Source organism: uncultured Tateyamaria sp. (genome assembly GCF_947503415.1).
Taxonomy (GTDB): domain Bacteria; phylum Pseudomonadota; class Alphaproteobacteria; order Rhodobacterales; family Rhodobacteraceae; genus Tateyamaria.
The window spans coordinates 1,470,049-1,493,269 of record NZ_CANNDS010000001.1 but is presented as its reverse complement, the minus strand read 5'-3'; the positions used below and the strand labels follow the sequence as shown (position 1 = coordinate 1,493,269).

The following is a 23,221-nucleotide window of genomic DNA, read 5'->3' as shown; positions in this document are numbered from 1 at the left end:
GCGGCCGCAGTCAGCGCGTCCGCCCGTCCAACTCCTCCTCCACATATACGTCGATGATCTCGCGGAACGTCTTTTCCGCTTCAAACCCCAACGCGGTCGCCCGGTCAGGGGCGAAATTGCGTGGCCAGCCGTCAACGATCTTGGCCACCGCCTCATCCCGCTGCGGTTTGATCAACGCCACCACATTGTTGCCCGCCACATCTCGCAACGCCTCAATCTGCTCGGCCACGGTGCAGCTTAGCCCCGGCAGGTTCAGCGCGCGCCGCCCCTCGAGCCGGTCCGTATCCAACACTGCGGCATGGGCCAGAAACCCAGCCGCCGACCGGGGCGAGGCGTGCCAATGGCGCACCGTATCCTCCACCGGCAGGATGGCTTCCATCCCGTTCAAAGGCTCGCGAATGATGCCCGAGAAAAACGAGGACGCCGCCAAATTTGCCTTGCCGGGACGCACGCAAATCGTGGGAAGGCGCAATGACATCCCGTCGATGAAGCCCTTGCGGGAGAAGTCCTGCACCAGCAACTCACACGCCGCCTTCTGCGCACCATAGCTGGTTTGGGGCGAGGTCAGGAACTCGTCCCCGATCTTGTCCGGATAAGGCCCGCCGAACACCGCAATGGACGACGTGAACACGACCCGCGGCACATATTCCCCGCCCGTCGCCCGGTGCTGGGCACGCAAGCCTTCCAGAAAGTGCCACATCGGCCACAGGTTCGTCTGCCAGCCCAGATCAAAATTCGTCTCCGCCTCACCCGAAACGATGGAGGCGAGGAAGAAGATCACGTCAAACCGCTCTGCCGCCAGTGCGGCCCCCTCGGCCAGAACGGAGAGGTTGCCCACGCGCTTGTCGTCGCCCACCGCATCCTCGGCAAAGCCCAGATCATGCAGCGTTACGGTAAAATCGCCAAATCCGGGCAAGCCCTGCGCCTCAAGCCGGCGGGCCAGCTTCTGGCCCACCATACCGCCGCCCCCAAGGATCAGAATGCGTTTCATGCCACACCTCCCTGCCGCGCTTTCAACTCAAGATACAGGCCCGAATGGTCCTTGTCCGCCCCATCCATGTGATCCACGAAATACGCAAAGCGATCACGCACATCTTGTGTCATGGGCAAAGTCATACCTGCTGCTTCCGCCTCGACCAGCACATTGTCCAGATCCTTCAACTGAAACTTGGACAACCCGCCGGGTTCGAAATTCCCGGTTGTCATCCGCTCCCCGTGCTGCTGCAAAATGGTGCTGTCGGCAAAGCCACCCTTCAACGCGGCCCGTAACGCAGCAGGGTCCGCGCCACCTTCCTCAGCCAGCAGCATTGCCTCTGCCACGGCCCCGATTGTCACGGCAACAATGGTCTGGTTGCACAGCTTCGATAGCTGCCCCGTGCCGGTCGGGCCCACATGTACTGGACGTCCCATCACCTCAAGCACAGGCTGCGCGCGCTTAAAATCCGACTCATCGCCCCCGGCCATGATGGCAAGGGTCGCACCCTCGGCGCCCTTGGTGCCACCAGACACCGGTGCATCCAAGAACCCAACGCCAAGCTCTGCCAAAGCCTCCCGTGCTGCGCGCGCTTCCCCCGGTTTGGTCGATGACATGTCGATCCATAGCGCACCCCGCGACAGTGCCCGCGACACCTCGGCAATGACCGACAAAACGGTTGGCCCGTCACTCATCATGGTGATGATCACATCTGCCCCTGTCACCGCCGCCGTGGTGCTTGCCGCGACAGCCGCCCCATCATCGGCCAAAGGATCAGCCTTGGCCTGCGTCCGGTTCCACACCGTCACAGGCACCCCTGCCCGCGCCATGTTCCGCGCCATGGGAAAGCCCATCAACCCCGTGCCCAGCAGGGCCACATTCTCGAACGCCATGACTTTCCTTTCGAAATTTTCGTGACGTCTGGTCAACGCCCGCACCTTGTCCTACGCTAACACCAAAACGCAGACCCCGCGTCTGCGCAACACCTGATCGGATAAGGGGAGGAGTGCATGGGCCGTCTTGACGGAAAGCGCGCACTTGTGACTGCAGCGGGCCAAGGGATCGGCCGCGCCAGCGCACTTGCCATGGCAAACGAAGGGGCAAAGGTCTTTGCCACCGACGTGAACACGGATGCACTCGACACGTTGCAGCACGACAATATCATAGCCTTCCGGCTAGACGCGCGCGACGAAAGCAGCGTGCATGACGGCGTGGCCGAAGCGCAGCCGGACATCCTGTTCAACTGCGCGGGCTTCGTCCACAACGGCACGATCATGGACAGCACAGATGACGAATGGGACTTCGCCTTCGACTTGAACGTCCGCTCTATGTACCACACCATCCGGGCCGCCCTGCCGGGGATGCTGGAGCGCGGAAGCGGGTCTATCATCAACATGTCGTCGGCGCTTGGGTCTATCATCGGCGCGCCCAACCGCTTCATCTATGGCACGACCAAGGCCGCCGTTGTCGGCCTGACGAAATCCGTGGCCGTCGACTACATCACCCAGGGCGTCCGCTGTAACTGCATCTGCCCCGGCACTGTCGAAAGCCCAAGCTGGCATGACCGCGTCACGGCCCTAGGCGAGCAGCTTGGCAGCTACGACAAGGCCATGGAACAATTCGTCGCCCGCCAACCCATGGGCCGCGTGGCCAAGGCCGAAGAAATCGCTGCCCTCGTCGTCTACCTTGCCAGCGACGAAAGCGCATTCACTACAGGACATACCCACATCATTGATGGAGGCTGGTCAGGACAATGACTGAATCTGGGACCAAGAAAATCGGAATAGAAAACCTGCGTTCGCGCAAGTGGTTCATGAACCCGGATAACCCGGAGATGACGGCGCTCTACCTCGAACGCTACCTCAACTACGGCCTCACGCGCGAGGAGCTGCAATCCGGCAAGCCCATCATCGGGATCGCGCAAACCGGCAGTGACCTGTCGCCCTGCAACCGCCACCATATCGAACTGTCCAAGCGGGTCCGCGACGGCATCATCGCGGCGGGCGGCACATGCATCGAAGTGCCCGTGCACCCCATTCAAGAGACGGGTAAACGACCCACGGCGATGCTCGACCGCAACCTCGCCTACCTGTCGCTGGTCGAAACGCTGTTCGGCTACCCGCTCGACGGCGTCGTCCTCAATATCGGTTGTGACAAGACAACCCCGGCGCTGCTCATGGCCGCCGCCACAGTGAACATCCCCGCCATCGCTTTGTCCGTCGGCCCCATGCTCAACGGCTGGTTCCGCGGCAAGCGCACCGGCTCCGGTTCCATCGTCTGGCAGGCGCGCGAGATGATGGCCAAGGGCGAGATTGACGAGGAAGGGTTCATGGAACTCGTGGCCTCCTCCGCCCCCTCGGTCGGCTATTGCAACACCATGGGCACGGCCACAACCATGAACAGCCTCGCCGAAGCGCTCGGAATGCAACTCCCCGGTGCCGCCGCCATCCCCGCTCCCTATCGCGAACGCGGCCAGATCAGCTATGAAACGGGAAAACGCGCGGTCGAGATGGTGTGGGAAGACCTCCGTCCCTCCGACATCATGACGCGCGAGGCATTCGAAAACACGATCGTCATCAACTCCGCCATCGGCGGGTCCACCAACGCCCCTATCCACCTCAACGGCATCGCCAAACACCTCGACGTGCCGCTGAACAATGACGACTGGCAAGGCGTCGGCCACCACGTGCCGCTTCTGGTCAACCTTCAGCCCGCAGGCGAATATCTGGGCGAAGACTACCAGCACGCGGGCGGCGTCCCGGCGGTCATTGGCGAGTTGATCGCCGCCGACTTGCTGCCCCACCCCGACGCCATCACCGCCAACGGCAAGACCATGCGCGAAAACTGTGCCCACGTGCGCAGCGAGGACCAGAAGGTTATCAAACAGGTCTCCGACCCGCTGAAAGAGCATGCCGGGTTCATCAATCTCAAGGGCAACCTCTTTGACAGCGCGATCATGAAAACCTCCGTGATCTCGTCCGATTTCCGCGCTCGTTATCTGTCCAACCCCGATGACCCCGAAGCGTTCGAAGGCCGCGCCGTGGTCTTTGACGGTCCCGAGGATTTCCACCACCGCATCGACGACCCGGCGGAAAACATAGACGAAAACTGCATCCTTTTCATGCGCGGCGCAGGCCCCAAAGGGTATCCGGGCGGCGCCGAGGTCGTTAACATGCGCGCGCCCTCATATCTACTGAAGCAGGGCATCGACGCGCTGCCCTGCGTCGGCGACGGGCGTCAATCCGGCACCTCCGGCTCGCCTTCTATCCTCAACGCCTCGCCCGAGGCGGCGGATGGCGGCGGTCTTGCCCTCTTGGAAAACGGCGACCGCGTGCGGATTGATCTGAAGAAATGCACCGCCGACATGCTGGTCGACGACACGATCCTGAAGGCGCGCGCCGAAGCGATCATGGCCGCAGGCGGCTACCCCGTACCGACCAGCCAAAGCCCATGGCAGGAAATTTTCCGCGACTATGTTGGTCGCTTTGACGAAGGCATGACCCTGCGCGGCGCGGACAAATACCAAGACATCTCGCGCAATCACATGCCGCGCGACAACCACTAGGGAGCCCCCATGAAACTCGTAAGATACGGTGACGTTGGTCACGAAAAGCCCGGCCTCATGGATGGCGAAATCCTCCGTGACCTCAGCGGCCATGTGGCCGACATCACTGGCGCGATGCTCGACGACGCAACGCTCGACAAACTGCGCAGCATCGACCCTGCCACGCTGCCCGCCGTCGACGGCACGCCCCGCATGGGTGCTTGCGTCGGCAACATTGGCAAGTTTCTCTGTATCGGCCTCAACTACTCCGACCACGCCGCTGAAACCGGTGCGGCCATCCCCGAACACCCCATCCTTTTCTTCAAAGCCAACTCCGCCATCGTCGGTCCCAATGACGACGTCGTCATGCCGCGTGGGTCGACAAAAACGGATTGGGAAGTCGAACTTGGCGTCGTCATCGGCACGACCGCCAAATATGTCAGCAAAGAAGACGCGTTGAACCACGTGGCAGGCTACTGCGTCGTCAACGACGTGTCCGAACGGCACTTCCAAAGCCAACTCACAGGCCAGTGGACCAAGGGCAAATCCTGCGACACGTTCGGCCCTACGGGTCCGTATCTTGTGACACGCGATGAAGTGCCAGACCCGCAAAACCTCGCCATGTCGCTCGACGTAAACGGCACGCGGATGCAGACAGGCAACACGTCCACCATGATCTTCACTGTGGCCGAGATCATCGAACACCTGTCCCAGCTGATGACCCTGCACCCCGGCGACGTCATCACAACGGGCACTCCGCCCGGCGTCGGCCTTGGCATGAAGCCCCCGACCTTCCTCAAGGTCGGCGATGTGATGGAGCTTACCATCGAAGGGCTCGGATCGCAGCGCCAAGAGGTGAAGCAAGATGCCTGACCTTCTGCAAATCGGTGGCATCACCGACACCATGCGCGACCGTTTGGCCGAACGCTTCACCATCCATCAGGCCACAGGCGACTACCCGGCGGACGCGATCACGCATATCGTCACAAACGGTCATGATGGCGTGCCTGCGGATATCCTCGCCAAGTGCACCAACGCCAAAGTGGCCGCCAGCTACGGCGTGGGCTATGACGCCATCGACACTGACGCCTGTGTAGAGCGGGGCATCATTGTCACCCACACACCCGACGTGCTGAACGCCGAAGTGGCCAGCACGACGATCATGCTGATGCTCACCAGCTTCCGCAATTTCCTTGCCGACGAGGCGCACGCCCGCTCAGGCAATTGGGAGGTAAACGGCAATGCGCCGCTGTCGCGCAGCTCCGACAACCGGCGCGTCGGCATCCTTGGCCTCGGGCGCATCGGCCAGGCCATCGCGGACAAACTCAAGGTGTTTAACTCCGATGTCCACTACCACACCCGCAGCAAAAAGGACGTGCCATACACCTACCACGACAGCCTTGTGGACATGGCGAAAGCGGTCGAGGTGATCATCTGCATCACCCCCGGCGGACCCGCCACGCACCACATCGTCAATGCCGACGTGATGGAGGCGCTGGGACCGACAGGCACCCTCATCAACGTCTCGCGCGGCTCCGTCATCGACGAAGCAGCGATGGTCGCGGCCCTGCAAACGGGCAAGCTCGGCTATGCCGCATTGGATGTGTTCGAGGAAGAACCCAAAATCCCAGACGCGCTCAAATCGATGTCCAACGTTGTCCTCCTGCCACATGTGGGCAGCGCTACGCATGAAACGCGGGCCGCCATGGGCGCACTCGTTGTCGACAACTTGATCAGCCATCTCGACAACGGCCTTGTGCTTACCTCCGTGCCTGAAACCGCCCACCTCAATGGCTAGGATCGCCGACGTTCAGGCGCGCCTGTTCGCCGTGCCGCTCGACGAAGTGCTCGTTGACGCCAAACACGGCGACCACAGCCACTTCCACCTGATCACCGCGACGGTCACGCTGGACGACGGGCGGACCGGCACCGGCTACACCTACAACGGCGGGCGCGGCGGGCATGCCACGGCGGCGATGATCACCCATGACCTCGCCCCCTTCCTGATCGGGCAGGACGCGGGCGACGTCGAACACCTCACCCACGCCATGGACGCTCACCTGCACTATGTGGGCCGGGGCGGTATCCTCTCCTTCGCCATCTCCGCCGTAGATATCGCGCTATGGGACGCGCGACTCAAAGGCACTGGCCAATCGCTGGTGCAAGCCGCCGGAGGGGCCGCAGACCGCTGCAAAGCCTATGCAGGTGGCATCGACCTTGGGTTTGATCTGCCCAAGCTGTTGGACAGCGTCCGCACTTACCTCGCGCGCGGGCACAACGCGGTCAAAATCAAGATTGGGCAACCGACAGAAGCCGAGGACATTACACGCATTAAAGCCGTCCGCGACCTCATAGGCCCCGACATGACCTTCATGATCGATGCCAACTATTCCATGACCACGGATCAGGCGATCAGTCTCGCCCACGCGGTTAAGGATCAGAACATCACATGGTTTGAAGAACCGATCGAACCCGACCATTTCGAAGACTACGCCGCCATCCGCGCTGCTACCGGCATGGCCACAGCCCAAGGCGAAAACCTGCACACGATGCATGAGTTTCGCCGCGCCTTGCCACATGTAGACTTCATCCAACCCGATGCCTCGAACTGCCTTGGCATCACCGGTTGGCTAGAGGTCGCAAAGATGGCGCGAAAGGCAGATGTCCCCGTTTGCAGCCATGGGATGCAGGAACTGCATGTGTCGCTTGTGTCCAGCCAAGTCCACGGCGGCTGGCTCGAAGTGCACAGTTTCCCCATTGACCGCTACACGACCCGACCCTTGGTGATTGAGGATCACTTGGCGGTTGCGCCGGACGTGCCGGGTATCGGGGTCGCGTTCGACTGGTCCAAACTGACCCCGCACGAAATTACCCTCTGAACGAAGTAGGGCGGCGCCAACGGCACCGCCCTCCCTAACTCCGATCTGACGAACCGTTTACTCGGTTGGACCCAACGCGTTCAGGCCCTTCAGGATGTCGATGGCATAAGCCAGCTGATAGTCATCCTCCCGCAACTCGGCCGCCGCTTCCGCCTTGGCGCGATCTTCCTCAATCTGCTTGATCTGATCTTCGGTCAGCGAATCGTTATCAAGGCTGCCGCGCAAATCCCCTTCGGACCGTGGTCCGATGGCGCTCGCTGGCCCATCCTCTTCCTCTTCCTCGTCTTGGCGACGACGCGGTTGTTCCACCACGATGTCAGGGCTTACGCCCAGCGCCTGAATGGACCGGCCCGACGGCGTGTAATAGCGCGCTGTGGTCAGGCGCATGGCCCCGTCCCCACGCAGCGGCATCACGGTCTGAACCGAACCCTTCCCAAAGCTCTTGGTACCCACGACAATGGCACGGCGATGGTCTTGAAGAGCGCCCGCCACGATCTCGGACGCCGAGGCGGAACCGCCATTGATCAGCACCACAATGGGCTTGCCCTGCGCCAGATCACCGGGTGTCGCGTTGAAGCGATCACCATCTGCGGGGTCACGCCCACGGGTCGAAACGATCTCACCCTTTTCCAAGAACGCATCCGACACGCGGATGGCTTGGGTCAACAACCCGCCGGGATTGTTACGCAAATCGAGGACAAAGCCGTTCACCGAGTCCATGCCGCCCAGCGTTTCCACCTCTTCTTCCAGCTTGGTCACAAGGTTCGGCGTGGTCTTGTCGTTGAAGGTGGTCACGCGCAGCACAACCGTCTCGCCCTGCGTCCGACTGCGGACCGCCTGCAGTTCAATCGTGTCGCGGATGATGGAAACATCGAAGGGTTCCGTCTCGCCCTCACGGACCACAGTGATGATGATCTCGGACCCGACGGGGCCGCGCATGCGTTCAACGGCAGAATCCAGTGTCAGGCCCAGCATCGACTCGCCATCGACATGGGTGATGAAGTCGCCCGCCTCGATCCCGGCCTCGGCGGCAGGGGTGCTGTCGATGGGCGACACAACCTTGATAAAGCCTTCTTCTTGCGTCACCTCGATGCCCAGACCGCCGAATTCACCGCGGGTCTGCACTTGCATTGCGGCCGCGTCGTCAGGTGAAAGATAGCTCGAATGCGGGTCAAGCGACGTCAGCATACCGTCAATGGCAGCCTCGATCAGTTCCTTCGGTTCCACCTCTTCCACGTACTGGCTGCGGATACGTTCAAAGATATCGCCGAACAGGTCCAACTGCTCGTAAACAGGCGCGTTTGCCGCGTTTTCCTGCGCCAAAAGCGGCCCGGCGATTTGCGTTGTCGCAATCACACCTGCCACCGTTCCGCCCACGGCGGCCATCACGAATTTCTTCATTCCAGCTTATCCATCCTGTTCGGTGCTGAACCACGTGAGGGGGTCCATTGGCACATTATTTTCTCTTACTTCTATATAGAGCGTTTCCGAGCGGTCAGCGCCACCCCCTTCACCACCTGTTGAAGCGGGCGTTGCAGCATCTTGCGCAGGCAGGCCGCCCATCAGGCCCAAAGGCGTGCCAGCAGAGATGATCTGCCCCGATGAGCCATAGCTTACGTCAAGCCCGGCAAGGACGATCAGAGTGCCGGGGCGTGGCTCAAGGATTGTCACCGTACCGAAATCCAGAAGCGGTCCGACATAGCGCAGCGTCGCAGCCGTGGGGGAGGTCACCAAAGTGCCGGGGCGCGTGGCCAGCAATATCCCCGGACGCGTGATTCCAGCCGCGTCCGGCTCACCCGCGCGGCGCAGGATCACGCCGCGGGCGGGCATTGGAAACTCGCCGATCAGGTCGTCAATTTCAGGTGGGGTCCAACCCGCATCATCTTCGGCAATGTTGGCAAGCCCACTTGAAAATGCATCCAACGTCTCTGCTGATGCGATGAGGATGGCCGTGCGCACCGGATCTTCGACAAAGCGCTGCGGCAGGTCGGTGCGCTCCGCCATCGCCTGGTTCAGCTCGGATCGAGCGGTTTGCACCTCGGTCAGGCCGGTTTGAAGTTGCACAGCCGCCTGCTCTTGCAAGACGCGCAGGCTTTCCACGTCGTCCAGGTCTTGCCGCAATTGCGCCGCCCGTTGGTTCAGGGCCGGTGTCAGTTCAGCCAGAAGCATCCCCGCGCGGGCGGTGCCATTTGGTCCATCGGGATGCAGAAAAGCGGTGGGCGACTGACCCGGGGACAGGGTTTGCAAGACGGCAACCAGCTGAGCGATTTCAGCATCCCGCGCCTGCAATTGCCCACGCAACTGTGCCTCTCGGATCGACGCACGACGCAATCCCGAGCGCATGGCCGACAGACCAGCCTCGTACGCGTGCACCGTCTCTGTCAGTGCGCGTACACGGTCCCGCGCACTGTCCGCTTCTGACAAACGAACCGATGCCGCCTCAAGCTGCCCGCCCGCAGCCCTTGCCAAGGCACCGGCATCGTCCTGCGCCAGCGCTGGCAGTGCCCACAGGCCAAGGAAAACTGCAGCGACCCATTTCATTCGATCAGACTGTGTCCCGTCATCTCAACTGGCTGTTCCAGCCCCATGAGTTGCAACAGCGTCGGTGCCAAATCGGCCAACCGCCCGTCCTTCAGCGTGCCCTCGGCACCGATCAGCGCCACGGGCACAAGGTTGGTGGTATGGGCCGTGTGCGGCGCGCCAGTGTCGGGATCGATCATGGTTTCGCAATTGCCGTGATCCGCAGTCAGGATCATCGCCCCTCCCACCTGTTCCAGAGCGGGCAGAACACGGCTCAGACCCGTGTCCACTGCCTCGCAAGCGGCAATCGCTGCCTCAAGATCACCCGTGTGCCCAACCATGTCCGGGTTGGCGTAGTTCACCACGATTAGGTCGTAACCGTCTTCGACGGCCGCGACAAACCTGTCCGTCACTTCCACCGACGACATCTCAGGTTGCAGGTCATATGTCGCGACCGAGGGCGACTTGGGCATCGCCCGATCCTCACCATTTTCAGGCTGCTCCTCTCCGCCATTCAGAAAGAACGTCACGTGTGGATACTTTTCGGTTTCCGCCAACCGGAATTGGCGCAGGCCCGCCTTGGCCACCCATGCGCCCAGCGTGTTGACGATCTCGGGCTTGGGATAAACGGTCGTCATATAGGCTTTGTGCGCCTCTGAGTAATCCGCCATGCCCATCAGGCCTGACCAGTCCGGACGTCCTTCTGGGTCAAAGGCGTCAAATCCGGGATCGCCAATGGCTGCCATGATCTCGCGTGCACGATCCGCCCGGAAATTCAGGCAAAAGAACCCGTCGCCATCCTTCGCGCCCTTGTAGCCATCCATGACCGTGGACGGGATGAACTCGTCGGTGGTGTCGTTGGCATATGCCGCTTCAATCGCCGCTTGCGCGCTTTCGGCAACGGGGCCATCGGCCCGGACCACGACGCTATACGCGGTTTCGACCCTGTCCCAGCGGTTGTCGCGATCCATGGCAAAGTAGCGACCTGTCAGGCTGACGACGCGGGCACCCGCCGGCAGATCGTCATGCAATTGCTCAAGATAGCTCAGCGCCGATTTCGGGGCGACATCGCGCCCGTCGGTGATTGCATGGATGACAACGGGCAGGCCCGCATCGGTGCACGCTTTCGCGGCGGCGATCAGGTGGCGGATATGACCGTGCACGCCGCCGTCAGACATCACACCCATCAGATGCGCGCGCCCGCCCGCCTCCTTGATGGCGTTGATCCAGTCGGTCAGGCGTGCGTTGCGGAAAAAGCTGCCGTCTTCGATGGCAAGGTCGATCTGACCGAGATCCATCGCCACCACGCGGCCTGCACCGATGTTGGTATGACCCACCTCGGAATTGCCCATCTGCCCGCGGGGCAGGCCCACGTCCGGGCCATGGGTGATCAGGGTCGCATGGCTGCACGTGTCCATGATGCGATCAAAGGTCGGTGTGCGCGCCAGCTTGGGGGCATTGCCCGTCTCATCTTCGCGCAGACCCCAGCCGTCGAGGATGCACAGTACAACGGGTTTGGGTGGTGCCATCTCGGGTGTCCTTCCGATGTGTTGGTTGCGTTCTACCGCGCGGCCTCGCGCTTGGAAAGAAGGCTTGCGCAGGCATGATGACCCGGTAGGTTTGCGCCGGACGGAGGATATGGACATGAGCGAACACATGCTGGTGCACCTGAACGTGGTGCGCCCTCTCGGTCCCTTCAGCGCCAGTCACCCGCACGCGCAGTACTTCTTTGGCCAACTGCCGCACGTCTTTGCCCGGGCCAAGGCCGATGACGGGATGTATTGGCACAACCACGGCGCACGCCTGCCCGACGGCACCTATGGCGAGATGAGTGACCTTCTGGCTCTGCAAACGGACCGGACCGAGGACAATTTCCATATCCTGACCATGGCTGCATGGCTGCATGGCAGGACGTGCAGGCGATGCACCGCTTTGCCTACCGCGACGAACTGCACCGCGAAGGCATGAAGACATTGCGCGGCTGGGTGGACCGAACACAGGGCCCGACCATGGTGATGTGGTGGGCGACAAAGGGGACGCGCGTGGCGCTGGAAGATGGCTGGAACCGCCTGCATCAGTTGCGGAAAGACGGCCCAAGCGTCGAGGCGTTCACGTTGCAGAACCGCTTCCCACCGCCGGACTGATCACGTGATACGATCCGGCAATCCACGTCGATTGTTCCACCACCGGTGCGGATTGTCGTTGTTCGGGTTGTAGGCTGCGCGACTGGCCCAATCCTCGCGCAGGAAGATCACCGGTTCTTCGTAGTGGTGCACATCCAGAATGGCCCCCATCACGCGCTCCAGCACGGTCACGTCCCGCTCGACAGAGATCTTCAATTCCACCATCGGATAGGTTTCCGTCGCGCCGGCCTTGAACCCGTCCACATGGGTCGTGGTGGTTGATCCCGGTTCGGGCTGCGCCGTCTCGACCCCTACGGCAGAGATGCTGGCATTGCGCTGATACCGGCCATATCCCAACGGGTGCACGGCCATCACTGCGTCCAGAATGCGGTCCGTATCCTCGGGCAAAGTCTGTATTTCCAGCGTCCAGACCGGGATGAACGTGCCCGATTTGGCCTTGTAATCGGCAAGTGTCGTCATGCTGTCCCTCTCAATCCGGGTTGCCCCGCGTAAAACTGATCTTCGACAAATCCGGTGCCTCTTGGGTGGCGGGTAACACCTCGACCGGGGCCGCACCCGGCGTCAGGATATGGCGCAAAAGGCCCACCGGATGGGCCCGCAGCGTCAAGCGGGTCGAGACGTAATCCTCCACCACCTCTTCGCCCAGGCTCATTTCAGGCAGCAGCGCCGTTGGTTCATCCACCACTTCGCCATCCAGATCGGTCGCAAACAGGGGCAGCGCGGGACCGGGCGCAATCGCCTTGGCCTCCCACAGCGCCTCGCGCCGATTTACACCCGCAGCGGCAAAAGCATCTGCTTCGGCCAGCCGCACAATGATACCCGGGGCCAGACCCGCACGGCGCCAGACATCCTGCACCGACTGATAGCCATTGCCCCGCGCCGCCGTCAGCCAACTGGCATCCTCTTCGCTCAGCCCCTTGATCTGCCGGAAGCCCAGCCGCAGGGCGAGACCGCCCTTGCCATCGGGCTCCATCGCATTGTCCCAGAAACTGGCATTCACGCAGATGGGGCGCACATCAACCCCGTGTTCGCGGGCATCCCGCACGATCTGGGCGGGGGCATAGAACCCCATGGGCTGTGAATTCAGCAGCGCACAGGCAAAAATGCCCGGATGGTGGCACTTGATCCAGCTTGAGGCATAGACGAGCAGCGCAAAGCTCGCCGCATGGCTCTCGGGAAAGCCGTAGGAGCCAAAACCCTCGATCTGGGAAAAGCACCGCTCGGCAAAGTCGTCCTCGTATCCGTTCTTGCGCATACCTTTCAGGAACAGGGCACGGAACTCACTGACGCTGCCATGCTTCTTGAACGTCGCGAGCGACCGCCGCAGCCGGTCCGCCTGATCGGGGGTAAAACCCGCGCCCACAATGGCGATCTGCATGGCCTGTTCCTGAAACAGCGGCACGCCCAGCGTCTTGCCCAACACCTGCCCCAACTCGTCCGAGGGGAAAGACACCTCCTCCTCCCCGTTCCGGCGACGGATATAGGGATGCACCATGTCGCCCTGAATGGGCCCCGGACGGATGATGGCCACCTCGATCACCAGATCATAGAAATTGCGGGGCCGCATCCGGGGTAAAAAGTTCATCTGCGCCCGGCTTTCGACCTGAAACACGCCGATACTGTCCGCCGCGCACAGCATGTCATAAACACGCGGGTCCTCTGGCGGCAAGGTCGCAAGGGTATAGTCCTGCTGGTGGTGCATGCTCAGCAAATCAAAGGCCTTGCGGATGCAGGTCAGCATGCCAAGGCTCAACACATCGACCTTCAGAATGCCAAGCGAGTCGATGTCATCCTTGTCCCAGCAGATGACGGTGCGGTCCTCCATCGTCGCGTTTTCAATGGGCACCAATTCATCCAGCCGCCCTTCGGTCACGATGAAGCCACCCACGTGCTGGGACAAATGCCGGGGAAAGCCGTTGATCTCATAGACCAGCTCAATGGTCTGTTGCAGGCGCCGGTCGCGGAAATCGAGGCCGATCTCGGCCATCCGCTCCGCCTCCAACCCCTTGGTCGAGAAGAAGCCCCAAAGCTGCGAGGACAGCGCGGAAATCGTATCCTCGGTCAGACCCATGGCGCGGCCCACCTCGCGAATGGCGCGCTTGCCCCGGTAATGCACGACCGTGGCGCACAGGCCCGCCCGGTGGCGGCCATAGCGCTTATAGATGTGCTGGATCACTTCCTCGCGCCGCTCGTGTTCGAAGTCGACGTCGATATCGGGCGGCTCGTCCCGCGCCTCTGATACAAAGCGTTCGAACACCATCGTGCCCATCTCCGGGCTGACGGAAGTGATGCCCATGCAGTAACACACCACCGAATTGGCCGCCGATCCGCGACCCTGACACAAGATCCCGCGGGATCGCGCGAAATGGACGATGTCGCGGACAGTCAGGAAATAGGGTTCGTATTTCAGCTTGGCGATCAGGGTGAGTTCATGGCGCAGCAGGGTCTGCGCCTTTTCGGGCGCGCCTGCGGGATAGCGCCATTTCAGCCCTTCGTAAGCCAGCCGCTCCAGCCGCTGGCTGGGCGTCTCGTTCTGCGTGATCTCGGACGGGTATTCATAACGCAGCTGATCCAGTGAGAAGGTCAAGCGCCTGGCCAACTCCCCCGTCCGGTGCACCGCCGCCTCGTGCCCGGCGAACAGACGCAGCATGTCCGCCTCACTGCGCAACCGCCCCTCGCCATTGCTAAGGGCCGCGCGGCCCAGTGCATCGACACGGCATTTAAGACGAATGGCGCTGACCACATCCGCCAGCTTGCGCCGCGCGCCGTGGTGCATGCGCGGCGCGGCAGAGGCGAGGGTAGGCAGGCCAAGGCTTCGCGCCTGATCCGCGATATGGTCAAAGCGCGCCGTGTCCCGCCCGTCATAGCTGGGGGTCATCAGTACATGGATGTTTCCAGCAAAGCGGCGCGTCAACCGTCGCGCCGTTTGCACCCAATCAACCGCGCCGCCCTGCACCGTTTGCGCCTGTGGCCACAAAAGCAGGTGGAGACCACCCGCAAAGTCTTCGAGGTCTTGCAATTGCAGGTCACACTCCCCCTTCTCGGCCCGAAGTCGCCCCTTGGAGATGATCCGGCACAGTGACCGCCAGCCTTGCCGGTCCAGTGGCAGCACCGTGATGGGCGGCGCATCGGAAAACAGCAGCCGTGTTGCCGGGATCAGGCGCGGCGTGAGGGCCACAGGCGCACTGGATGGGGCCGGGATGTGATCCGGCCTTGGTGGTCCAATCAGCCCGTGGATCGCGTCGAACTCCCGTCGTTCCTTCACGGCGCGCGCGATGGTCCTGGCCTGCGTGTGCGCGCGCACGATCCCCGCAACAGAATTGTCGTCAGCGATGGCCAGCGCATCCATCCCGATCAGGGTGGCACGGTTCACATACTCCTCGGGGTGGGACGCCCCGGTGAGGAAGGTGAAATTCGACGTGATCGACAGTTCAGTGAACATGTTTCTGGCAGATTCGGTGGCAGCAGAGCACCAGTATATTCACTTTTTGTTCTCATTTGAACGGGTCCTCTCTGGCTCCGCCCTAAACGCCGGGATTATTTGGAAACAGGGAAGGGGGACGGTTGCGCAGCATTCGGGTCGCGCCCGCCTGAATGGGTGGTGCAGATTGGCGCAAAGGAGACATCTCATGCCCACATTCACTGCCCTGCCCACCGCCATCGTCCAAGCCTACCGCGCCGGGGCGCCTGATGCCTTTGGCAATCCACCGGAACGCGCCGTGTCGAATGGCGACGGCAACCCATGTCGCCATTGTCTGCGCGATGTGCCCAAAGGGGCGGATATGCTGGTGCTGGCCCACAAGCCCTTTGACGGGGAACACCCCTATGCCGAGGTTGGGCCCATCTTTCTATGTGCTGATGACTGCCCGCGCGGGGGCGGTGCGGACCTGCCGCCCATCCTGACCACATCGCCGGATTACCTGATCAAGGGCTACTCCACGGACGACCGCATCGTTTACGGCACCGGCGCCATCACCGCGAGCCCCGACATTCAGGACCGGGTGGCCGCGATTTTTGCCGATCCTGACATCGCCTATATCCACGTGCGCTCTGCCCGCAACAATTGCTATCAAGCCCGCATTGATCGCAACGACTAGGCCCTTGTCTGCGCAGCACCCTTGGCCCATAAACGCGGGCGCATGCGCCGCAGCTGAGGATAGCCAACATGACCATTGAAGCGCCCGAAACCAAAACGGTCCACAGCCACCGCGTGGCCTGTGACGGGGGTGAAGGGGCATTGGGGCACCCACGGGTCTGGCTACAGATCCCCGAGGACACCGGCTGGGTCGAATGCCCCTATTGCGATTGCAAATACGTGTATGCAGAGCAAGCCGACGGCTAAGCCAGCCTAGTCGTCGATCACCTGCCGGATCAGCGCATCTACCTGGGTCTGCACGCGCACATTTGCCTGCTCGATCTTCTCGGACAATTCGCGAATCTCTGTTGCGATGATCGCGAAACCCCGCCCGTGTTCGCCGACATGTGCCGCTTCGATGGATGCGTTGATCGCGATCAAGCCCACATTCTGCGAAATCTCACTGATCTCGCGCAGCGCCGTGCGGGCATCTGTACCGGTTTGCGTCGCGACGGAACGCCGGTTCACCCGATCACCATGCAAATCCGCGCTCAGACGGTTCACCAGCTTGGCAAAATGCGCGTTGAAGTCGCCTGCGGCAAACCGGGTCAAGTCGCGCAGATGTGCAGGCTCACATCGCCCCGCTTCGAACGCGCGCGTCATCTCTGCGACTGCGCGGACAAAACGAGACATCGTCTCAACACTGTCGGGCATGTCTGCCACCGTTGCACGCAACCATGCCATCGCGTCCGGATCGATGCCGGGTTCAATCTGCGTACTGGACAACAGGCGCACGCCGGAATGCGCACCGGGCATCGCCCGCTGGATGCCTTCGATGCACTTCTCGCGATCCTCCGGTCCGTCCAGCAGCAATCCAACTGCGCTGTAAAGCGTTGCGCGCGCGCAGTGCGACCGGATCATATCCACGGCGCGCAACAGTTCGATCCGGGCCGCAATACCGGTTGCCCCGGTCTGCTGGCCCAATACATCTGTCACATCGCCCAAACGGTTCATCGCTGTCATGCGCCTGTTGTGGCAAAACTGAGTTAACAAAGGCTTGTGCTTTCCCCCTTTCGGGATTCGTGGCACATCACCCGGGCACAGGCTTACAAGGGGCGGTTCACATGGCGTTTGGCAAAGGGTGTCACCTGCATCTCATCGACGGTTCGGCCTTCATCTTCCGCGCCTATCACGCGCTGCCGCCGCTCACGCGCAAGTCCGACGGGCTGCCCATCGGGGCCGTCGCGGGCTTCTGCAACATGCTCCACAAATATGTCGAAGGGAATCACGGTCCCGACGCGCCGACCCATGTGGCCGTGATCTTTGACAAGGGCAGCCACACCTTCCGCAATGACATGTACGATCAGTACAAAGCCAACCGCGAAGCGATGCCCGAAGACCTGCGCCCGCAGATCCCGCTGACGCGCCAAGCGACCGAAGCCTTCAACATCGCCTGCAAAGAAAAGGAGGGGTACGAGGCAGACGACATTATCGCCACCCTGTCCGTGAAGGCTCGTGCCGCCGGGGGGCGCGTGACCATCATCAGCTCTGACAAGGACCTGATGCAGCTTGTGGGTGACGGGGTCGAGATGTTCGACGCGATGAAGAACAACCGCATCGACCGCGACGGCGTACATGCCAAGTTCGGCGTCTACCCCGAACGCGTGGTGGATGTGCAGGCACTGGCGGGCGACAGCGTTGACAACGTCCCCGGCGCACCCGGCATCGGGGTGAAGACCGCAGCCCTCCTGATCAACGAATACGGCGATCTGGACGCACTTCTCGAACGCGCTGGCGAAATCAAACAACCCAAACGCCGCCAGACCCTGATCGACCACGCCGACCAGATCCGCCTCAGCCGCGACCTCGTCCGGCTGGACGAAAACACGCCCCTCGACTTCACCATCGACGATCTGGAAGTACAGGACCCAAAGCCCGATCAGCTCATGCCCTTTCTGGCCGAGATGGAGTTCCGCACCCTCACCAAGCGCATTGCCGACCAGCTTGGCGTCGACGCGCCCAAGATCAAGGAACCCGCCCCGGCAGAGGCACAGGATGCCCCCGAAGCGCCCAGCTTTGATGATGCCACCTATGAGCACGTGCAGAACGCCGACCAGCTGCAAACCTGGATCGACCTGATCTACGAACGCGGCCACGTCGCCGTGGACACCGAAACCACCGGCCTGAACGAGATGATCGCCGACCTCGTCGGCATCTCGCTGGCCGTGAACCCCGGCCACGCCTGCTACATCCCGCTCACGCACAAGCAAGGCGGCGATGACCTCTTCGGCTCCGACGATCTGGCCGAAGGGCAGATGCCGTTCGAGACCGCGCTTGAGATGCTCAAACCCGTGCTTGAGGACGACAGCATCCTCAAAATCGGTCAAAATATGAAATACGACGCCAAGATCTTTGCGCGTCTGGGCATTCACGTTGCCCCGATCGACGACACCATGCTGCTGTCTTATGCGATGCACGGCGGGCTGCACAATCACGGCATGGACACGCTGTCCGAACGATACCTGGGTCACACGCCCATTCCGATCAAACCGCTCTTGGGTTCCGGTAAATCCGCCAAAACCTTCGATCAGGTCCCGCTGGACGATGCCGTCAAATACGCCACCGAAGATGCCGACATCACCCTGCGCCTCTGGCAGCAGTTCAAACCGCAACTGCATCGGGTGCAGGTTACGCGCGTCTACGAAACGCTCGAACGGCCCATGGTGCATGTTTTGGCGGGTATGGAACGATCCGGCATCAAGGTCGACCGCGATACGCTGTCGCGCATGTCCAACGCCTTTGCCCAGAAAATGGCGGGGCTTGAGGATGAAATCTACGAACTTGCGGGGCGCAAATTCAACGTGGGCTCGCCCAAGCAGCTTGGCGAAATCCTGTTCGACGAAATGGCCATTGAAGGCGGCAAGAAGGGCAAGACGGGGGCCTACGCCACCGGTGCCGACGTGCTCGAAGACCTCGCCACTGAACACGAACTTCCCGCCCGCGTGCTGGACTGGCGGCAACTCTCGAAACTCAAATCCACCTATACCGACGCGCTACAGGACCACATCAACGCCGACACGGGCCGCGTGCACACGTCCTACTCCATTGCAGGTGCGTCCACCGGGCGGCTCGCCTCCACCGACCCCAACCTGCAAAACATCCCGATCCGCACAGAAGAAGGGCGGCGCATCCGCGAGGCGTTTGTCTCCGAGCCGGGCAAAACCCTCGTCGCGCTCGACTATTCCCAGATCGAGCTGCGCATCCTTGCCCACATCGCGCAAATCCCCGAACTGAAACAGGCCTTCGACGACGGCATCGACATCCATGCGCTCACCGCATCGGAAATGTTCAACGTGCCCCTGGATGAAATGACGCCCGACATCCGCCGCCAGGCCAAAGCGATCAACTTCGGCGTCATTTACGGCATCTCGGGCTTCGGGCTGGCACGCAACCTGCGCATCCCGCGGGCCGAGGCGCAGGGCTTCATCGACCGCTACTTCGAACGTTTCCCCGGCATCCGCACCTACATGGACGACACCAAGGCGTTCGCCAAGGAACACGGCTATGTCCAGACGCTGTTCGGACGCAAGATCCACACGCCCGAGATTGCCTCCAAAGGCCCCCGCGCAGGCTTCGCCGCCCGCGCCGCGATTAACGCCCCGATCCAAGGGACTGCCGCCGACGTCATCCGCCGCGCCATGATCCGCATGCCCGACGCAATCAAGGACCTGCCCGCCGCCATGCTGCTGCAAGTCCACGACGAATTGCTGTTCGAAGTCGAAGATGGCGCTGTGGACGACCTGATTGGCGTGGCCCGCGACGTGATGGAAAGCGCCAATGACCCGGTGGTGAAACTGGACGTGAAACTGACTGTGGATGCGGGGCAAGGGCAGAATTGGGCCGAAGCGCACTAACAAGCACGCACAAGGAGCCTCTGGCGACGATGATGATACCGGCACAAGACGATCTGGATTTTCGCGCCCGGTTTGAAGCGGGCCAAGTCGCGCCAACGGATTTCGATCACCGCGCGCATCTGCGACTTGCCTACGTCTACTTGTGCGAAGGATCCGTAGATGCGGCCACAGCGCGCATGCGCACAACGATCAAATCATTCCTGCGCCGCAACGGCGTGCCCCATGGCAAGTACCACGAGACTCTGACCCGGTCTTGGGTGATGGCCGTTCGCTACTTCATGGACAAATCCATTGCCGCATCCTCATTCGACAGCTTCATTGTCTCTGACGCACGCTTGCTCGACACCCGGATCATGCTGACGCACTATCGCAAAGACACGTTGTTCTCTGATGCTGCGCGTGCGGCCTTCGTAGCACCGGACCTTCAGGCTATTCCGCCCGCGCCCTGATCTGCGCGTGCAACCATAAGCCTCTAACCCGCACTGGGCAGGATCGGAAAAACCGCGCCCTGTCGGGCACGATGGTGCATTTTTTCTGGTTAAAGTCCGCTACCAGACCGCGCGATGCCCCAACCCATTGATCCCAGAGCAAAACCATAAAACGCTTGAAAAGTCGTAACCCGACCGAACAGCCTGTCCCCGCGGGGACAAACTCAGTCCGGACGCGTCAACTTGCCCACCAAGCGCCGCGCGGCAGGGGCCACAATCAGCACAATCGGGAAGGCGACGGCCCAGCTTGGCAGCCATGCACCGATCCACTGGCCGATCACACCCGGTATAAATCCAACGGCAAGAAAGGTCGAAATGCCCGACACAAGGAAAGACATCATGCCGCTCAGAACAAATCCAAACGCGATATGGGCATAGCGGGCGGGGATCATGTCATGCTCCTGGACTTGGTCCCGTACACAGATACCAACCGCACCCACGCTGGCAATCTGTACCAGCGCACAGCCTCAGCGCATCCATTTCAACGTGTCGTCAGTGCGCCCGTCAGTTCGGTATTCCGCCGCGACCCAACCGTCATAGCCGCTGGCATCAATGGCTTCGAACAGTGCTGCAAAATCCACGCTGCCCGTCCCCGGCGCGCCACGGTTCGGGGCATCCCCGATCTGAATGTGACGGATCAGACCCTTCATTGCTTCGAAGGTGCCAATCGCATCACCGGTGATCTCCTGCGCGTGGTAGCTGTCAAATTGCAGGCCGACATTCGGCGCCCCCACAGCCTCGATCACTTCTGCGGCCAGATCAAAGCTGTTCATGAACCAATCCGACTGGCTGGCCGGGCACAACGGCTCGATGGTCAGGGTCAGGTCTTGCGGCAGCGTTTCCGACGCCCGCGTCAGGTTCGAGACCAGAGTGGCCCGGGCATCGGCCCCGCGACCGTTCCCGCTCATCACATGAATGATCGACACACCAAGCGCCTGTGCGTATCGCACCGCACGCCTCATGTCATAATCGAACCGTGTCTCTCCGCCCGGCACGGCAGCAAAACCGCGGTCCCCACCGGTGTAGTTTGGTCCCGGCGCATTCAGCAGCACCATCTGCAACCCATTGCGGTTCAGGGCCTCAAGCGTTTCGGGCACCGGCACGTCATAAGGTTGCTGAACCTCGACTGCCACGAACCCGGCCTCCGCCGCCGCATCAAACCGATCGAGATAGGGCAATTCGGCCCAAAGGTATGAAAGATTGGCGGCAAAACGAGGCATCGCGCGGACCCTAGCGAGCAGTTGCGCAATGCACCAGTACGATCAGAAGCTTTCAACCCACGGACGAAGTGCGATCTCATTCGACCAGGCGGAGCGGTGCTGGTCGATCAACTGCATATACGCGGTGGCAATTGCATCCGGGTCCAGCATCTTGTCGGTGCCATCGTCCGTCCGTTCGGCCCGCGCGGTGTTCGATATCCCGCCGTCGATATTGACCCAAGCCACGTGAATTCCCTTCGGGTGCAACTCGCGCGCCATGGATTGGGCCAGACCCCGCTGGGCAAACTTGCCCATGGCGAAAGGTGCGGATTGCGCGAACCCTTTGACGCCAGCGGACGCGCCGGTGAACAGGATCGTGCCGCGCTTGCCGTCTTGTTCATCTTGCCCCTGCATGATGCGGGCCGCAGCCTGTCCCATCAGGAAAGAGCCAAACGCCGTGATCTCGATCGCGCGCCGCACCTCTTCAGGATTAAGATCGGCCACGGGCGCGCGCTGGCGGGCCGATGGGTTGTAGATCGCCACGCGCAACGGGCCGTCGATGGACGCAAACAGCGCACTGACCTGCGCCGGATCGCTGCCATCAAGCGCGACGGTGCGGGCCTTTGTCTCGGACGCCAAATCCGCCAGCTTGTCGGTGTTGCGCGCGCCAAGGATGAGGTCATTCCCACGGGCATGGAGTTGACGGGCAAGCGACGCGGACAGGCCGCTGCCTGCGCCGATGATGACGGCTGTGCCTTGGGTCATGTGCATGTCTCCTGAGCGTGGGCGGACGACACGTCCGCCTTACGGGGATCAGGATGCAGCGGTTTGGCTTATCGAGCCAGAGCAGCGCGCGCACATGTGATGTGCAACCAGTAAGGCGCATCCTGATGCGCCCCGCACGTCAAGGCAGTTCGTCCGACGGGATAATGCCGAAGAACTGGCCCGATGACCAAACCCCGAACCAGCCGTCATGATGCACGCCAAGGTCGACCAACCGATAAAAACTCTTGCGATCAATCAACGCCTCAAGGTCCGCGCGGATCAGAACATATGGCGACGGCTCACCCGTTTCGGCATCCCGCTCCACCCGAATGGGATGCTCGGGGCCCGCCACCGCGCTGTCCTCCACATGCGTGACAAAGGTCAGCACCTGTTCTTCGCCCTCCCCCGACACCTCGAAATCAAGCGCCACAAACGGTGCGTCATCAACCGTGATCCCCACCTTCTCGACCGGGGTCACAAGGAAATACTTGCCCTCTTCACGCTTCAGGATGGACGAAAACAACTTGACCAGACCGGGCCGCCCAATGGGTGTGCCCTGATAGAACCACGTCCCGTCCCGCGCGATGCGCATGTCCAGATCACCGCAAAACGGCGGATTCCAAAGGTGCACCGGCGGCAAACCGCGTGTTTTGGCAGCACTTATCGACGCCACAAGCCCTTCTGCATCAGGTGTCACGGTTTTTTGTCCGCTCATATCTT

At 61.7% G+C, this 23,221-nt stretch carries 23 protein-coding genes; 11 read left to right on the top strand and 12 right to left on the bottom strand.

Features of this window, described 5'->3' with window-relative positions:
* Positions 1-10 precede the first annotated feature (10 nt).
* Together denD and Q1A32_RS07215 are read right to left on the bottom strand one after the other, a co-directional pair.
* Positions 11-991, bottom strand: coding sequence for a D-erythronate dehydrogenase (gene denD / locus Q1A32_RS07220; protein WP_299651396.1), 981 nt, complete (start codon positions 989-991; stop codon positions 11-13).
* Positions 988-1,902 carry an NAD(P)-dependent oxidoreductase gene (locus Q1A32_RS07215; RefSeq protein WP_299651394.1) on the bottom strand — a complete coding sequence of 305 codons (915 nt, stop codon included), beginning with the start codon at positions 1,900-1,902 and terminating at the stop codon, positions 988-990. The genes denD and Q1A32_RS07215 overlap by 4 nt, the downstream gene beginning before the upstream one ends.
* An 81-nt stretch (positions 1,903-1,983) precedes the next feature.
* Here Q1A32_RS07215 and Q1A32_RS07210 point away from each other — a divergent pair, with 81 nt between their 5' ends.
* Genes Q1A32_RS07210 through Q1A32_RS07190 form a run of 5 tightly spaced genes read left to right on the top strand, consistent with a single transcriptional unit; the run spans position 1,984 to position 7,396 of the window.
* Positions 1,984-2,730 carry an SDR family oxidoreductase gene (locus Q1A32_RS07210; protein ID WP_299651391.1) on the top strand — a complete coding sequence of 249 codons (747 nt, stop codon included), beginning with the start codon at positions 1,984-1,986 and terminating at the stop codon, positions 2,728-2,730.
* Positions 2,727-4,538, top strand: a complete 1,812-nt coding sequence (locus tag Q1A32_RS07205) for an IlvD/Edd family dehydratase (protein ID WP_299651388.1) — start codon at positions 2,727-2,729, stop codon at positions 4,536-4,538. Before Q1A32_RS07210 ends, Q1A32_RS07205 begins: the two co-directional genes overlap by 4 nt.
* A 9-nt stretch (positions 4,539-4,547) precedes the next feature.
* Positions 4,548-5,390 carry a fumarylacetoacetate hydrolase family protein gene (locus Q1A32_RS07200; RefSeq protein ID WP_299651386.1) on the top strand — a complete coding sequence of 281 codons (843 nt, stop codon included), beginning with the start codon at positions 4,548-4,550 and terminating at the stop codon, positions 5,388-5,390.
* A complete protein-coding gene (locus tag Q1A32_RS07195) occupies positions 5,383-6,315 on the top strand; it encodes a 2-hydroxyacid dehydrogenase (RefSeq protein ID WP_299651384.1) in 933 nt (310 codons plus the stop codon). The genes Q1A32_RS07200 and Q1A32_RS07195 overlap by 8 nt, the downstream gene beginning before the upstream one ends.
* Positions 6,308-7,396 (top strand): mandelate racemase/muconate lactonizing enzyme family protein, encoded by a 1,089-nt coding sequence (locus tag Q1A32_RS07190; RefSeq protein ID WP_299651382.1) that lies wholly within the window; start codon positions 6,308-6,310, stop codon positions 7,394-7,396. Before Q1A32_RS07195 ends, Q1A32_RS07190 begins: the two co-directional genes overlap by 8 nt.
* A gap of 57 nt (positions 7,397-7,453) precedes the next feature.
* Here the strand turns inward: Q1A32_RS07190 and Q1A32_RS07185 are convergent, their stop codons facing one another.
* From Q1A32_RS07185 to gpmI, 3 genes are read right to left on the bottom strand one after another with little or no spacing between them, the layout of a single operon-like run.
* The gene (locus Q1A32_RS07185) at positions 7,454-8,797 is read right to left on the bottom strand and encodes a S41 family peptidase (protein ID WP_299651379.1); all 1,344 of its coding nucleotides are present in this window, start codon (positions 8,795-8,797) and stop codon (positions 7,454-7,456) included.
* 6 nt (positions 8,798-8,803) lie between these two features.
* Positions 8,804-9,937, bottom strand: coding sequence for a murein hydrolase activator EnvC (locus tag Q1A32_RS07180; protein ID WP_299651376.1), 1,134 nt, complete (start codon positions 9,935-9,937; stop codon positions 8,804-8,806).
* A complete protein-coding gene (gene gpmI, locus Q1A32_RS07175; RefSeq protein WP_299651373.1) occupies positions 9,934-11,445 on the bottom strand; it encodes a 2,3-bisphosphoglycerate-independent phosphoglycerate mutase in 1,512 nt (503 codons plus the stop codon). Before gpmI ends, Q1A32_RS07180 begins: the two co-directional genes overlap by 4 nt.
* Positions 11,446-11,560: 115 nt before the next feature.
* Here gpmI and Q1A32_RS07170 point away from each other — a divergent pair, with 115 nt between their 5' ends.
* A complete protein-coding gene (locus Q1A32_RS07170; protein WP_299651370.1) occupies positions 11,561-11,884 on the top strand; it encodes a hypothetical protein in 324 nt (107 codons plus the stop codon).
* Positions 11,839-12,060, top strand: coding sequence for a DUF3291 domain-containing protein (locus tag Q1A32_RS07165; RefSeq protein WP_299651367.1), 222 nt, complete (start codon positions 11,839-11,841; stop codon positions 12,058-12,060). The genes Q1A32_RS07170 and Q1A32_RS07165 overlap by 46 nt, the downstream gene beginning before the upstream one ends.
* Here Q1A32_RS07165 and Q1A32_RS07160 read toward each other — a convergent pair whose 3' ends face one another.
* Positions 12,061-12,519, bottom strand: coding sequence for a hypothetical protein (locus tag Q1A32_RS07160; RefSeq protein WP_299651364.1), 459 nt, complete (start codon positions 12,517-12,519; stop codon positions 12,061-12,063). It lies immediately after the preceding gene.
* 10 nt (positions 12,520-12,529) lie between these two features.
* A complete protein-coding gene (locus tag Q1A32_RS07155; protein ID WP_299651361.1) occupies positions 12,530-15,502 on the bottom strand; it encodes an error-prone DNA polymerase in 2,973 nt (990 codons plus the stop codon).
* 187 nt (positions 15,503-15,689) lie between these two features.
* Between Q1A32_RS07155 and Q1A32_RS07150 the strand changes: the two genes are divergently transcribed.
* Positions 15,690-16,157, top strand: a complete 468-nt coding sequence (locus tag Q1A32_RS07150; protein ID WP_299651358.1) for a DUF1203 domain-containing protein — start codon at positions 15,690-15,692, stop codon at positions 16,155-16,157.
* 68 nt (positions 16,158-16,225) lie between these two features.
* Positions 16,226-16,402: a zinc-finger domain-containing protein gene (locus tag Q1A32_RS07145; RefSeq protein ID WP_299607762.1), complete on the top strand. Its 177-nt coding sequence runs from the start codon at positions 16,226-16,228 to the stop codon at positions 16,400-16,402.
* Positions 16,403-16,408: 6 nt separating this feature from the next.
* Here Q1A32_RS07145 and Q1A32_RS07140 read toward each other — a convergent pair whose 3' ends face one another.
* Positions 16,409-17,158, bottom strand: a complete 750-nt coding sequence (locus Q1A32_RS07140; protein WP_299651355.1) for a methyl-accepting chemotaxis protein — start codon at positions 17,156-17,158, stop codon at positions 16,409-16,411.
* Positions 17,159-17,259: 101 nt separating this feature from the next.
* Between Q1A32_RS07140 and polA the strand changes: the two genes are divergently transcribed.
* Both polA and Q1A32_RS07130 read left to right on the top strand, forming a co-directional pair.
* A complete protein-coding gene (gene polA / locus Q1A32_RS07135; protein WP_299651352.1) occupies positions 17,260-20,049 on the top strand; it encodes a DNA polymerase I in 2,790 nt (929 codons plus the stop codon).
* Between the two features lie 29 nt (positions 20,050-20,078).
* The gene (locus tag Q1A32_RS07130; protein ID WP_299651349.1) at positions 20,079-20,498 is read left to right on the top strand and encodes a hypothetical protein; all 420 of its coding nucleotides are present in this window, start codon (positions 20,079-20,081) and stop codon (positions 20,496-20,498) included.
* Positions 20,499-20,701: 203 nt separating this feature from the next.
* Here Q1A32_RS07130 and Q1A32_RS07125 read toward each other — a convergent pair whose 3' ends face one another.
* The 4 genes from Q1A32_RS07125 to Q1A32_RS07110 form a co-directional block, all read right to left on the bottom strand.
* Positions 20,702-20,929, bottom strand: a complete 228-nt coding sequence (locus tag Q1A32_RS07125) for a DUF2798 domain-containing protein (protein WP_299651346.1) — start codon at positions 20,927-20,929, stop codon at positions 20,702-20,704.
* Between the two features lie 75 nt (positions 20,930-21,004).
* The gene (locus Q1A32_RS07120; protein WP_299651343.1) at positions 21,005-21,757 is read right to left on the bottom strand and encodes a hydroxypyruvate isomerase family protein; all 753 of its coding nucleotides are present in this window, start codon (positions 21,755-21,757) and stop codon (positions 21,005-21,007) included.
* A gap of 42 nt (positions 21,758-21,799) precedes the next feature.
* Positions 21,800-22,501, bottom strand: a complete 702-nt coding sequence (locus Q1A32_RS07115; protein ID WP_299651338.1) for an SDR family NAD(P)-dependent oxidoreductase — start codon at positions 22,499-22,501, stop codon at positions 21,800-21,802.
* 139 nt (positions 22,502-22,640) lie between these two features.
* Positions 22,641-23,216, bottom strand: coding sequence for a DUF1285 domain-containing protein (locus Q1A32_RS07110; RefSeq protein WP_299651335.1), 576 nt, complete (start codon positions 23,214-23,216; stop codon positions 22,641-22,643).
* Between the last annotated feature and the right edge of the window lie 5 nt (positions 23,217-23,221).

Coding starts and splice junctions, on each gene's coding strand:
- denD (WP_299651396.1), bottom strand. CDS start 991: ATGAAACGCATTCTGATCCTTGGGGGCGGCGGTATGGTGGGCCAGAAG.
- Q1A32_RS07210 (WP_299651391.1), top strand. CDS start 1,984: ATGGGCCGTCTTGACGGAAAGCGCGCACTTGTGACTGCAGCGGGCCAA.
- Q1A32_RS07205 (WP_299651388.1), top strand. CDS start 2,727: ATGACTGAATCTGGGACCAAGAAAATCGGAATAGAAAACCTGCGTTCG.
- Q1A32_RS07200 (WP_299651386.1), top strand. CDS start 4,548: ATGAAACTCGTAAGATACGGTGACGTTGGTCACGAAAAGCCCGGCCTC.
- Q1A32_RS07195 (WP_299651384.1), top strand. CDS start 5,383: ATGCCTGACCTTCTGCAAATCGGTGGCATCACCGACACCATGCGCGAC.
- Q1A32_RS07190 (WP_299651382.1), top strand. CDS start 6,308: ATGGCTAGGATCGCCGACGTTCAGGCGCGCCTGTTCGCCGTGCCGCTC.
- Q1A32_RS07185 (WP_299651379.1), bottom strand. CDS start 8,797: ATGAAGAAATTCGTGATGGCCGCCGTGGGCGGAACGGTGGCAGGTGTG.
- Q1A32_RS07180 (WP_299651376.1), bottom strand. CDS start 9,937: ATGAAATGGGTCGCTGCAGTTTTCCTTGGCCTGTGGGCACTGCCAGCG.
- gpmI (WP_299651373.1), bottom strand. CDS start 11,445: ATGGCACCACCCAAACCCGTTGTACTGTGCATCCTCGACGGCTGGGGT.
- Q1A32_RS07170 (WP_299651370.1), top strand. CDS start 11,561: ATGAGCGAACACATGCTGGTGCACCTGAACGTGGTGCGCCCTCTCGGT.
- Q1A32_RS07165 (WP_299651367.1), top strand. CDS start 11,839: ATGCACCGCTTTGCCTACCGCGACGAACTGCACCGCGAAGGCATGAAG.
- Q1A32_RS07160 (WP_299651364.1), bottom strand. CDS start 12,519: ATGACGACACTTGCCGATTACAAGGCCAAATCGGGCACGTTCATCCCG.
- Q1A32_RS07155 (WP_299651361.1), bottom strand. CDS start 15,502: ATGTTCACTGAACTGTCGATCACGTCGAATTTCACCTTCCTCACCGGG.
- Q1A32_RS07150 (WP_299651358.1), top strand. CDS start 15,690: ATGCCCACATTCACTGCCCTGCCCACCGCCATCGTCCAAGCCTACCGC.
- Q1A32_RS07145 (WP_299607762.1), top strand. CDS start 16,226: ATGACCATTGAAGCGCCCGAAACCAAAACGGTCCACAGCCACCGCGTG.
- Q1A32_RS07140 (WP_299651355.1), bottom strand. CDS start 17,158: ATGACAGCGATGAACCGTTTGGGCGATGTGACAGATGTATTGGGCCAG.
- polA (WP_299651352.1), top strand. CDS start 17,260: ATGGCGTTTGGCAAAGGGTGTCACCTGCATCTCATCGACGGTTCGGCC.
- Q1A32_RS07130 (WP_299651349.1), top strand. CDS start 20,079: ATGATGATACCGGCACAAGACGATCTGGATTTTCGCGCCCGGTTTGAA.
- Q1A32_RS07125 (WP_299651346.1), bottom strand. CDS start 20,929: ATGATCCCCGCCCGCTATGCCCATATCGCGTTTGGATTTGTTCTGAGC.
- Q1A32_RS07120 (WP_299651343.1), bottom strand. CDS start 21,757: ATGCCTCGTTTTGCCGCCAATCTTTCATACCTTTGGGCCGAATTGCCC.
- Q1A32_RS07115 (WP_299651338.1), bottom strand. CDS start 22,501: ATGACCCAAGGCACAGCCGTCATCATCGGCGCAGGCAGCGGCCTGTCC.
- Q1A32_RS07110 (WP_299651335.1), bottom strand. CDS start 23,216: ATGAGCGGACAAAAAACCGTGACACCTGATGCAGAAGGGCTTGTGGCG.